Here is an 11,645-nt window from a genome sequence, read left to right as displayed (position 1 = left end):
AGGAGTTCCGGAGCATGTCCCTCGCGGTCTAGGGCTGTATCCTAATTAACAACGTCCAACAAACGGGGCGCAGTTCAAGACGCACATGGGCTTTTTCGTACCCCGGCAACATCCGTTCTATGAGCTGGAAGGCATACGAAACTGACGGCGAATCCTGCATTTCTTACGCAATATTGGTATAACGGGTGGATACGGGCTATACTCGCCTATACGTTCAGTGAACCCGTATGGCACTGTCGGGTGCGAGGGGAACGTTTGCGTACTGCCGGAGACGGACTGCGTGACGATCCGTTTTCCCGGCAGCCATCCTGATGCCGCACATTAATGGACTATATCGAGAATCATCATTTGACGGTGGTAGGCTTCCCACGTGAGATCACACTGATCGACAATGGTCTGACGCAGGATTCCGGCAAATACGTGACGTGCATCAGCATTCCAATCGAATAACGACTAGTATGACTGACGGTGCACGGAAACAATGCACGAGAGACAAAGTGAGACGGTGCGGAAGAGAGAAACATTTGAATAAGCGTATTATTCGGCTTGATGTGGTGATGGTGGTATTCCTTGGCGGATGCGTCGGCACGGGACTGCGGTATGCGAGCTCGTTCATTGCGGACGTGGGCAGCTTTCACGTCGGCACATTCGCAGCTAATATGGTGGCCTGCTTCGTATATGCGGCGCTTTCCGCATGGCTGGGATCTTCCAGTCTGTTGAAAGGCCGTGCAAAAGAATACGTGAATCGTGGATTCGGCATGGGCATGTGCGGAGGCCTTTCCACCATGTCCACGCTCGCATTGGAAGAATTCATGATGATTGACGATCACGCGATTCCCAGCGTCCTCACCTATTGCTGCGCAACGTTCATTGTCGGTTTTGCGCTCGCCTATGCCGGTGCCTTATGCGGTTCGTGGTTGGCGGAACGAAACAAAGACGAACATGCTGACAAGGAGGCGATCCGATGAGCGTAATGCTTGCGATCGGCGTATGCGCATGCGGTGGCGTTGGCGCGGCCGCGCGCTATATCTGCGATTCGTATATCAAGGCATTGTGGCGCAAAACGTTCCCGCTTTCGACGTTTGCCATCAATGTTGTGGCCGGTCTGCTTGCCGGCTTGGTGGCGGGATTGTTCGCGGCGAACACCATAAGCCCCGACTGCCGCCTACTGCTCGCAACAGGATTTCTTGGTGGTTTCTCAACGTTCTCAACTATGATGAACGAGACGGTTACGCTCCTGCGCAATGGGAAAATCGCTTGTTTCATCGGTTATGCTCTGGCTTCGATCGTCGTGCCTGTCATGGCCGTTGCGTGCGGTTACTGGCTGGCCTGAGCCAACGTAAACGTGATTCCAAAATCATGTCCCAATGCAGAGACTGGCTTAAGTCCGCGCGTAACATGCAGCTACGCTCGGGGCTATGGAAATCACGTATACCGATGAAAAGAAGTTCACCAAAGAACAGACGCAGCAACTGTTCCGGTCCGTCGGATGGGTGTCGGGTGAATATCCGGAACGTCTGCACAAGGCTCTGATGGGATCGTCCACCGTGTTCAGCGCATGGGACGGCGACCGCTTGGTAGGCTTGGTGCGCGTGCTCGATGACACTGAGATGGTGGCTTACATGCATTACGTGCTGGTCGATCCGGAATATCAGGGTCATGGCATCGCAGGCCACTTGGTGGGCATGGTCAAAGAGAGATACCGCGACTACCTTTATATTGAAGTCATGCCGGAAGAAAGCAAGAACGCCACCTTCTATCAGAAGCACGGCTTCTCAATCATGGAAGACGGCGTGGCCATGCAGATCCGCAATCCGGGAGAACGCCGCTGAAACAAGCATCGTGACGCCAACAATCTTATTGCCCCCGTCTAATGACGGGGGTATTGCTTTTTCGAGTATCCGCCAATACATTGGAGGGTTGGGCGGAGCATTTGGTCATTTTCGTACCCCCTATGTGGTCTTTTTCCAGCAAGTTCTGCCATATATAGGCGAGATGTCCCCGGTCAAGTTCACAAATCTGCCATATGTAGCGCGGATACGTGCATAGGGGGTGTCTTGTCGATGCTGCCCGCGGATGGCGGGCAGAGGTTGCGCCGCTGTGCTGTTTCCGGGGTAAAGGAAGTTGATGCACCATGGCAGTTAACAGCAGTTCCCTAGGCCTCCTGACAGTGCCCAACCCTGGGAGCTCTTGTTAGTCGAACGAAGCTGCGGTGGGTGCCGACCGGCGTGAGGGCGGCAACTTTTTCGCAGGATGTTTCTTCCTATCTCATATCGCGAACGCTTGTAATCGAAAGAGATTATGATGTGGGAAAGTTACTAACCAGAACCGGTGCCACAAGCACTGGAATACCAACAACCGCTGGCCGCTTTCGGGCGGCTGCAACAAGAAGAAGTAAAGAATGACTGAACAGAATCATCACGATCCGGCAGAGCTTGACAAGCTCACCGAGAAGTTCACCGTGCTCCCGAACGAAAACCCGGCATCCGACGCCAAACGTGCCGAACTCATCGACAAGCCGGCATTCGGTCAGGTCTTCTCCGACAACATGGCCCACATGACTTGGACCAAGGGCGAAGGCTGGGGAGACCGCCGCATCGAGCCGTATGCGCCGCTGAAGATGGATCCGGGCGCATCCGTTCTGCACTACGCTCAGGAATGCTTCGAAGGTCTGAAGGCCTACCGTCATGCCGATGGTTCCACCTGGCTGTTCCGTCCGGATGCGAACGCCGAGCGTTTCCAGAACTCTGCCAAGCGTCTGTACCTGCCGGAACTGCCGATCGACGATTTCATCGGTTCCGTGGCCGCCCTCGTCAAGCGTGACGTGAACTGGGTTCCGACCCGCCGCGAGTACACCCTGTACATGCGTCCGTTCATGTTCGCTTCCGAGCCGTTCCTCGGCGTGCGTGCTCCGCAGGAAGTGGACTACTGCGTGATCGCATCTCCGTCCGGCCCGTACTTCCCAGGCGGCGTGAAGCCGGTCAGCATCTGGGTTGAAGACAAGTGGTTCCGCACCGGCCCTGGTGGCACCGGCTTCGCCAAGTGCGGTGGCAACTACGCCGCATCCCTGCTGGGCGAATACACCGGCATCGACCACGGCTGCGAGCAGGTCTGCTTCGTCGACGCCGCTACCAAGACCTACCTCGAGGAGCTTGGCGGCATGAACATGATGGTCGTGCACAAGGACGGCCACGTGGAGACCCCGTCTCTGACCGGCAACATTCTGCCGGGCGTGACCCGTCGCTCCCTGATTCAGCTCATCCAGGACAACGGCCACGACGTGGTCGAAACCATGATCGCTCTGGACCAGTTGCTCGAAGACATCAAGTCCGGCGAAGTCACCGAGGTGTTCGCTTGCGGTACCGCAGCCATCATCACCCCGATCGGTCGTTTCAAGTCCGAGAAGTTCGACGTGACCGTTGCCGACGGCAACTCCGGCGAATTCACCGTGAACCTGCGCAACCAGCTGCTGGGCATCCAGCTTGGCGAGATCGAGGATCCGCACAACTGGATGTGGAAGGTCTGCTGATTTCTCGCGACTGACTTTTATGGGTTCTGACCCCGCGTGAGGGCGGAACATATGTTGCTCGACACACTCAAGGCCGTTCGGCCAAGCCTACGGTCGAGCAACACATGTTCCGTCCTCACGCTTTGTCTGTGTACGATGGGAAGTCGCGAAATCCGAAAGTGAGGGAAGGGAAAGGGAAGCATGCCGGTGGCGTTGGAAAGTAATGCCTTCTTCTGGGGGATTGAGTATTTGGCGACGTTCTGCTGCGGCATGTGCGGCGGACTCGCTGCCGTGCGCAAAGGCTACGACATTTTCGCGATTCTCGTCACCACATGGCTCACCGCACTGGGCGGAGGCATCATCCGTGACTTGCTGTTGGGTATTTCGCCACCAGTCGGCGTATCAGACAAGGGTTTGGTGATCGTCGCGCTGCTCGCTTCGGTGGCTGTAGCGGTGTGCCATCCCGAAATCAACAAGCTCAAATGGTCCATGCTGTCGTTGGACGCTCTGGCATTGGGATTGTATGCGGTCAACGGTACCAGCAAAGCCATGATGTACCACACGTCAGGCATGACCGCGGTTTTTCTCGGCATGTTCACCGCGCTTGGAGGTGGCCTGATTCGAGACATGCTCATCAACGAAGTGCCGATGGTGATTCGTGACAAACATTGGTATGCGGTTCCATCTGCCGTGGGGTGCGTACTGACGGTGCTTGTCTGCAAAGGCGTGGACGCTGGAATCGTCAGTTTTCCAGCCGAAGTGGTGCTTGATCTGCTGATCGTCGCATTGATGGTCAGCATGCGATTGGTATCGGTGATTTTCGACATTCAGCTTCCGGGAGCGTTGGTGCGTCATAATACATATCTGCCAAGTGAAGCGAAATATCTGAAACGACCGGTCATTCATTCTGATAAGGATTCCGACAAACGCAAGTGTGACAAGCGTAGGTAGCGACAGTGAGATGGTAATTAAACGGAAGACATTTGCGTAACAAAAAATCCCGCAGGAAAAACCTGCGGGATTTTCGTTAGCTGTGAGCTTCTAAAACTCAGAGAGCGTTGATGGCCACGGCAAGACCGGACTTGCGGTTAGCAGCCTGGTTCTTGTGGATCACGCCAGCGCCAGCAGCCTTGTCGAGCTTCTGAGCTGCGACCTTGTAGGCGGCTTCTGCTGCGGACTTATCGCCGGCGGCGATAGCTTCACGGGTGGCGCGAACGGCAGTCTTCAGGCTGGACTTCACGGCCACGTTGCGCTTGTGGGCCTTCTCGTTGGTGAGAACGCGCTTCTTCTGCGACTTGATGTTTGCCACTATTTCTCCAAACGACGTTTTCTATAAGGACATACAAACGATGATGATAACATGGCGCGCGGATAAATTGCCAACGGGCTTAGGAGTGTCGCGACTCACCATGCCGATACTAGCGGTTAGAATCGTTTGCGTCGAATATTTCAAGAGGAGGATGGCGTGGGCCAGCAGCATAACCAGCCCGGTTTCACCGATCAGTCGTTGATTCGCAATTTCTGCATCATCGCGCATATCGATCACGGCAAGTCCACGGTGGCAGACCGTATTCTGCAGCTCAGCGGCATCGTGCCCGAACGTGAGATGCGTGATCGTTTCCTGGATCGTATGGATATTGAGCAGGAGCGTGGCATCACCATCAAATCGCAGGCTGTGCGCGTGCCGTGGACGTTCGACGGCACCGAATATACCCTCGGCATGATCGACACTCCAGGCCACGTCGATTTCACTTATGAGGTTTCCCGCGCTCTCGCCGCATGCGAAGGCGCAGTGCTGCTCGTCGACGCGACGCAGGGCATCGAAGCGCAGACCCTGTCGAACCTGTATATGGCCATCGACCATGATCTGGCCATCATTCCTGTACTGAACAAAATCGATCTTCCCAGCGCGGAACCAGACAAGCATGCCGAGGAAATCGCAGGCCTGATCGGCTGCGATCCTTCCGAAGTGCTGCGCGTGTCCGGCAAAACCGGCGAAGGCGTGGCCGAACTGCTCGACCGCATTGTTGCCGACGTTCCTGCACCAACCGGCGATCCGGAAGCTCCCGCGCGTGCGCTGATCTTCGACTCCGTCTACGACTCCTACCGCGGCATCGTCACCTACATTCGTATGGTCGATGGCGAGTTGCGTTCCCGTGAGAAACTGCACATGATGGGTATTGGCATGACCCATGATCCGATTGAAATCGGCGTGATCAGCCCAGACATGATGCCTACAAAGGCGCTTGGTGCGGGTGAGGTCGGTTATGTTATCACCGGCGCGAAAGACGTCAGCCAGTCCAAGGTGGGCGACACCATCACTTCCGCGCTCAAGCCCGCGGCCGATCCGCTCGAAGGCTACCGTGACCCGCAGCCCATGGTCTACGCGGGTCTGTTCCCGATCGACAATGCGCAGTATCCGGAACTCCGCGAGGCGCTCGATAAGCTCAAGCTCAACGACGCGGCCCTGATTTATGAGCCGGAAACGTCTGTGGCGCTGGGCTTCGGCTTCCGCTGCGGCTTCCTTGGCCTGCTGCACATGGAGATCGTGACCGAACGACTGAGCCGCGAATTCAATCTTGATCTGATCTCCACCGCGCCTAACGTGCCGTACGAGGTCACCGCGGAAGACAATTCCGTGTATCGTGTGACCAATCCGAGTGAATTTCCCGACGGCAAGATCAAGCAGATCGTCGAACCGATGGTTGCCGCCGACATCATCACGCCGAAGGAATTCATCGGCGCCGTCATGGACCTGTGCCAGGACCATCGTGGCCAAATGGGCACCATGGAATACATTTCCGCCGACCGTGTGGAAATGCATTATCGAATTCCGCTGGCCGAAATCGTATTCGACTTCTTCGACCAGTTGAAGAGCCGCACCAAGGGTTACGCGTCGCTGGACTACCATGAGGACGGCGAACAGTCCGCCGATCTGGTGAAGGTTGACATTCTCATCCAGGGCGAGAAGGTCGATGCGTTCAGCGCCATCGTGCATAAGGATAAGGCGTATTCCTACGGTGTGATGATGACGAAGAAGCTGCGTGAGCTCATTCCTCGCCAGCAGTTCGAAATCCCGATTCAGGCCGCCATCGGCTCCCGCATCATCGCACGCGAGAACATTCGTGCCTTGCGTAAGGACGTTCTTGCCAAGTGCTATGGCGGCGACATTTCCCGTAAGCGCAAGCTGCTCGAAAAGCAGAAGGCCGGCAAGAAACGCATGAAGATGCTCGGCCATGTCGAGGTGCCGCAGGAGGCGTTCATCGCCGCATTGTCGACCGGAGATGCCGGCAATGACCGTGATACCAAAGACAAGATTCGTGCAGCCCAGAAGACCGAAGGCTGATGTTCGAAGTCTACATTCACGTACCGTTCTGCATGCGTCGCTGTGGGTATTGTGATTTCAACACGTATACCGCCGTCGATATGGGAGCGGGCGCATCGCGCGGCAACTACGCCAACATGGTGATTCGAGAAATGTCGATCGTTCGCGATTGGCAGAGCGCGCACGGCATTGACGAACCGGAAGCGGCCACCGTCTTCTTCGGCGGTGGCACGCCCACGATTCTGAAAGCCTCGGATCTGGTGGCTATGTTGAATGCAGTGCGCGATACGTGGAGCATTGCCGAGAATGCGGAAATCACCACCGAAGCGAATCCGGACACGGTGAACGCCGATTATGTGAAGGAACTCGCGGACGGCGGCTTCAACCGTATTTCCTTCGGTATGCAGTCGGCCGTGCCAAGCGTGCTGAAAACTTTGGACCGTACCCATACCCCAGCCAATGTTGCGGCAGGGGTTGCGGCCGCGAATGCCGCAGGCATGCGATCCAGCGTCGATTTGATCTACGGCGCACCGGGGGAGAGCCTTGACGATTGGAGGACTTCCGTACGCACGGCGATTGATTTAGGCGTCAACCATATTTCGGCATATGCGTTGACGGTTGCTCCGAATACGAAAATGGGCCGTCAGATCGATGCGGGAACATTGCCCACACCCGATGACGACGATGAGGCAACCAAATATGAGATCGCCGACGATCTGTTGGGAGCGGCCGGTCTTGAATGGTACGAGATCAGCAATTGGGCACGCCCCGGCTATGAATCGCAACATAATCTTGGCTACTGGCGCAATGTCGACTGGGCCGGACTCGGACCGGGTGCGCACAGCCACTATGGCAATGTGCTGGGTGTCGAACAGTCTGCGCCGGAGGAAAAAACCGAAACAGTCAAAACTTCGGGTTTGCGCAGCTGGGATATCGCACATCCACGCATGTGGGGGCAGGCTATCAACGCCGGCGATGTGCCATGGTCGGGAAGTGAACGAATCTCCAAAGAGGAGAACCTCGAAGAAATCATCATGCTTGGTCTGCGCATGCGTGAAGGCCTTGATTTGAGCCGCCTTGGAAACACGGCTGATATGGCTCGCATCCAACCCATGGAAGACGAAGGTCTTATCGTGATCCGTGACGGACGTGTGATTCCAACCCGAACCGGACGCCTGCTCAACGACACCATCATCGAGCGTTTCTTCGACGCCTGTTCGTTGTGATGCCGATAATCCTCTGACGAATTGGTTTTAGATGGCCCATCTTGGTATGGGCGGATACAGTGTGCAGATTGAAACGGGCCTCGGATGCAGGTTGTTGCATTCGAGGCCCGATGGCATAGCGCCTCGAACGAGGCTGTCGCCGGATGTTCACAATCAGCGCATCGTGAGTCCGCCATCGACATGCAATGTCTGTCCGGTGATGAAACGCGCATCCTCACCCACCAGCATCGCTACGCCCCCTGCGATGTCGTCGGCAGTGGCGAGCCGTCCCAAAGGCGTCTGTTCGATGATATGTTCGCGAATATCTTCAGTAGTGGCGCGGCTTGAATCCGTGCCTACGGTCAGACCTGCGGCGATGGCATTCACCGTGATGCCCCACGCGCCGGCTTCCTGCGCCAGCGAGCGTGTGAGCCCGATGAGTGCGCCTTTGGCGGCTATGTAGTCGTGGTAGGGGACGATGGGGCTGTCGACGAGGTTGCTGGAGATGTTGACGATACGTCCCCATGATTGGCGTCGCATGTATGGCAGTGTGGCTGTGCAGGTGTTGTAGGTGCCTTTGAGGCATCCTTCGAGCTGGATTGCATAGTCGTTCCAGTCGGTGTTGTCGAAGGTACTGCGGTTGCGCGGGTCGAACGAGTAGTGACTGAGTGCGTTGTTGATGAGGATGTCGATGCTGCCGAAAGTGTTGGCCGTGGTTTGCGTGAGTTCGTTGACTTGGTCTGGGTCGGTCACGTCTGCCTTGCATACGATGATGCGTCCTAGCGCTGCGGCGTCGTGTTCGATATGTTGCGCGGTCTGTTGCGCGCGTTCGTTGTTGCTTAGGTAGTCGATGGTCACGTTGGCGCCGAGTTGCGCGAGTCTTAGTGCGATTGCGGCGCCGATGCCTCGGCTTGCTCCGGTGACGATGGCTGTTTTGCCGGTGAGCGGTCGACTTGTGGGTTGCTGGTTCATGGGGTTTCCTTGGGATTATTCGTAGTCGATGTCGAAGGTGTCGGAATAACGGTCAGTGTTGCGTTCGATATCGACGGCTCTGACAAGATCGAGGATGTTGAATCCGCCATCGTGGTGCCATCCGGATTTCGCACGGTTCATTTCGCCGATGGGACAGATGCGATCGATGCCGTATTCGCCCACGTGCTGCGCAAGCGTGAACAGTCTGGATGAGCTGGCGGCGATCGCGCAGGTTTGCAGCCAAACGCGATATGGTTTCAACGTTGGCAGCGCGTTTTCGAGCTGGTCCACGGCGACGAGGTTGATGGTGCGGTTGAGTGGGGTCGCCAATGAGGTGAGACTGTCGGTATTGGGGAAGTAGAGTACGGTCCAGTTGGTGCCTTGCGGCGATTCGATGACGAACGGCGCCTGTAGGTTGCTTTGGGCCACGGAACCGTCTGATGCCGGTGCCGCCATGAACAGCGCCTTCATTTCGGTTTCTGAACGCGCTCTGCGTATGGCGAGCGATTCTTCATCGGAGGGGGTGGATCTTGGATATTTGTGCTGCTGCGAGTCGAGTTCGCGGGCAAGCAGTTCGGCGGTTTGCGCGGGGGAGATGGCTCCGCCTCGTTCCACGAAGATGGTTTGCGGCGCCAAACAGCTTTGTTGGTCGTAGGTGGCCACGTCCACGGCCATGCGGTGCACGGTCTGCACATGCGTGTCCGCGCGCAATGCTTCGCGGCCAATCAGTGAGAAGCCAATGCGAGCACCATAGCTGAGGAACGGTTTGCCGGCGCCGACACGTGGACGGATGGCTTCGGTGGTGTGCGAAGAACCGTAGGCGATCACGGCGTTCGCTTCGCCGATCGCCATGTCTTCAAGTTCCACAGTGCCGCCGCGCCATGGCACCACGGCCAAAGCGTCAGCAAGATCCGGATCGATTTGCGCCAAGGAGCGCGCGAAGAGCACGGGCATCAGCGGCTCGTCGAACGAGGATTTGCCGATGATCGCGCTTTTCGTCAGCAAACTCATGGTCATGCTCCACACAGGAATGCCGGGAACATTGCTGGAGAACACGTGGAACGTCAGATCCGGTCCGTACAGGCGCGTGTATCCGCCGGACTTGTTCGGACGGTATTCATCCAGCATGCGCGGGCTCGACAGCTCATCGTCGAGAAAACGCAACAGCTCGCGTCTACGGAACATGCGCATGTAACGTTTCAACTCGATGCGCGTCATCGTCGGATCATAGCCGGTAATGGAGGGAATCAACGATTCGGCAAGCAGACGTCCCTCATAATCGGGATCCGTCCACAATGCCACAGCCTTACCGATAACATCCACAATGCGTTCGACGGAATATGCCGACAGTGCCTGCAGCCGATTACGACGTACCGTCCCGCACAAATCACGGATTATCTCCGCAGTGAGCACCGGATATCGTAACGTGACCTCACCATGATCGGTGATGATGTCGCGCGTTTCGAAATCCTGAAACACGAAACCGCGCGGCGCATGGAAAACATCGATGACGCTCATGCGTTCGCCGCCATCACCTCATCGACGGCGATGGAGCAGCCACGTGCCTCCGCACCCTTCGCACGACCATTGAGTTCGTAACCGGAAGCGGTGCGCACGCCAAGATCCTCCGTCAAAATCGCCAGGCAGGAATTCCAATTCGCCAAATCGTAATGCGCGATCACACCCTGCTTGCCGTCGGGAACAGGCATGAGGGTCGCCGGATCGAGAAACACGGAACGAACCCACGACGGCGTGGCCTTCAAATAATTCGACGAGCCATCCGTATAGTACGACAGCAGATTCTGATCGTAAATCTGTGAACTCAACTCCGTCATACCATACATGTTCACACAGTGCGTGCGCGCGACGCCGAACACTTCAGAGAACCTCGCATACAGGTCATCGACCGTCATATCGGTTTTTGTGCTCTTGAATCCACCGGTATCGAACACACGCGAATCCTTCGCCAACGCATAGGTCTTGCCCTGCTTGGCAAGATAGTCAAGCAGATACAGGTATGCGGACGAGGCACCCATCAGCATCACCGGCTCGCCATCGGCCACCGCCTGATTGAGGAATCTCTCCACGCCCGCGAAGTCCAATCCATCCTCATGGAAGAAGAAGCCGCTGCCCTCGCTACCGCACCGCTCCACCGCACGCGTCAGATAACGGGCCAACGAACCATTATGATTCATCTCCCAAGCGGGGGAGAGCACTGCGATGCGTATACGCTCGCGGTCCGGCATGATGAAATGACGGAACGGGCCGATCATCGAAGCGTCCCACACCTCAAGATCAGGATGATAGTTGCGTCCACGCTGGCCAGGATGCGTGGTGCCGCTGGTCATAAACACGGCCTCGCACTCCGTCTCGGGAACCGAAGTGAGCGTCAGCATCTTGAACCCATCCACCGGCATCGGTGGAATATCCATCCAGCTGGACAACGTCTGCGGAGTCACCCTGCGAGACATGCAATACGTGCGATACTGCATGTTATGAGCGTACTGAAAAGCGAAAATCTGTCGTGCGAGTGCGTCGAACGCCTCATCCGGCGCGGTTTCGCATCCGTATTTTTCGATGAACTCAAGCACATCTGCCTTGACCTGCTGCGCTTCAGTGTTTAGCGACATCGATG

12 protein-coding genes are annotated in these 11,645 nt (G+C 56.6%); 8 read left to right on the top strand and 4 right to left on the bottom strand.

Translation table 11 applies throughout. The features are described 5' to 3' along the window. Nucleotides 1-324 precede the first annotated feature (324 nt). The 6 genes from WMO36_RS02865 to WMO36_RS02840 all read left to right on the top strand — a co-directional run bounded on the left by WMO36_RS02865 (nucleotide 325) and on the right by WMO36_RS02840 (nucleotide 4,459). Entirely contained in the window at nucleotides 325-450 is a 126-nt protein-coding gene (locus WMO36_RS02865) for a hypothetical protein (protein ID WP_260805437.1), read from the top strand. 8 nt (nucleotides 451-458) lie between these two features. Further along, nucleotides 459-968, top strand: coding sequence for a fluoride efflux transporter FluC (locus WMO36_RS02860; RefSeq protein WP_186291075.1), 510 nt, complete (start codon nucleotides 459-461; stop codon nucleotides 966-968). Beyond that, nucleotides 965-1,333, top strand: a complete 369-nt coding sequence (gene crcB / locus WMO36_RS02855; protein ID WP_144090649.1) for a fluoride efflux transporter CrcB — start codon at nucleotides 965-967, stop codon at nucleotides 1,331-1,333. Before WMO36_RS02860 ends, crcB begins: the two co-directional genes overlap by 4 nt. Nucleotides 1,334-1,418: 85 nt before the next feature. Continuing rightward, the gene (locus tag WMO36_RS02850; RefSeq protein ID WP_144165616.1) at nucleotides 1,419-1,832 is read left to right on the top strand and encodes a GNAT family N-acetyltransferase; all 414 of its coding nucleotides are present in this window, start codon (nucleotides 1,419-1,421) and stop codon (nucleotides 1,830-1,832) included. A 569-nt stretch (nucleotides 1,833-2,401) separates the two neighbouring features. Continuing rightward, on the top strand, nucleotides 2,402-3,529 hold the full coding sequence (locus WMO36_RS02845) for a branched-chain amino acid aminotransferase (protein ID WP_003835037.1): 1,128 nt from the start codon (nucleotides 2,402-2,404) through the stop codon (nucleotides 3,527-3,529). A 180-nt stretch (nucleotides 3,530-3,709) separates the two neighbouring features. Continuing rightward, nucleotides 3,710-4,459, top strand: coding sequence for a trimeric intracellular cation channel family protein (locus WMO36_RS02840; protein WP_099570620.1), 750 nt, complete (start codon nucleotides 3,710-3,712; stop codon nucleotides 4,457-4,459). A gap of 97 nt (nucleotides 4,460-4,556) precedes the next feature. Here WMO36_RS02840 and rpsT read toward each other — a convergent pair whose 3' ends face one another. Continuing rightward, entirely contained in the window at nucleotides 4,557-4,817 is a 261-nt protein-coding gene (gene rpsT, locus WMO36_RS02835; RefSeq protein ID WP_003835031.1) for a 30S ribosomal protein S20, read from the bottom strand. Nucleotides 4,818-4,973: 156 nt separating this feature from the next. On the opposite strand from rpsT, the gene lepA reads away from it, so the two are divergent. Next, nucleotides 4,974-6,854 carry a translation elongation factor 4 gene (gene lepA / locus WMO36_RS02830; RefSeq protein ID WP_144171373.1) on the top strand — a complete coding sequence of 627 codons (1,881 nt, stop codon included), beginning with the start codon at nucleotides 4,974-4,976 and terminating at the stop codon, nucleotides 6,852-6,854. Further along, a complete protein-coding gene (gene hemW, locus WMO36_RS02825; protein ID WP_294448245.1) occupies nucleotides 6,854-8,059 on the top strand; it encodes a radical SAM family heme chaperone HemW in 1,206 nt (401 codons plus the stop codon). The genes lepA and hemW overlap by 1 nt, the downstream gene beginning before the upstream one ends. A 153-nt stretch (nucleotides 8,060-8,212) precedes the next feature. Here the strand turns inward: hemW and WMO36_RS02820 are convergent, their stop codons facing one another. Genes WMO36_RS02820 through WMO36_RS02810 form a run of 3 tightly spaced genes read right to left on the bottom strand, consistent with a single transcriptional unit; the run spans nucleotide 8,213 to nucleotide 11,640 of the window. Then, nucleotides 8,213-9,010, bottom strand: coding sequence for an SDR family oxidoreductase (locus WMO36_RS02820; protein WP_144165611.1), 798 nt, complete (start codon nucleotides 9,008-9,010; stop codon nucleotides 8,213-8,215). A 15-nt stretch (nucleotides 9,011-9,025) separates the two neighbouring features. Continuing rightward, nucleotides 9,026-10,528 (bottom strand): acyl-CoA reductase, encoded by a 1,503-nt coding sequence (locus tag WMO36_RS02815; protein WP_099570615.1) that lies wholly within the window; start codon nucleotides 10,526-10,528, stop codon nucleotides 9,026-9,028. Continuing rightward, on the bottom strand, nucleotides 10,525-11,640 hold the full coding sequence (locus tag WMO36_RS02810; protein WP_260846073.1) for a LuxE/PaaK family acyltransferase: 1,116 nt from the start codon (nucleotides 11,638-11,640) through the stop codon (nucleotides 10,525-10,527). Before WMO36_RS02810 ends, WMO36_RS02815 begins: the two co-directional genes overlap by 4 nt. Between the last annotated feature and the right edge of the window lie 5 nt (nucleotides 11,641-11,645).

The organism is Bifidobacterium hominis, assembly GCF_040095915.1.
GTDB classification, from domain to species: domain Bacteria; phylum Actinomycetota; class Actinomycetes; order Actinomycetales; family Bifidobacteriaceae; genus Bifidobacterium; species Bifidobacterium hominis.
Note: the sequence above shows the minus strand (reverse complement) of the source record. Positions and strands in the feature narration are given on the sequence as shown.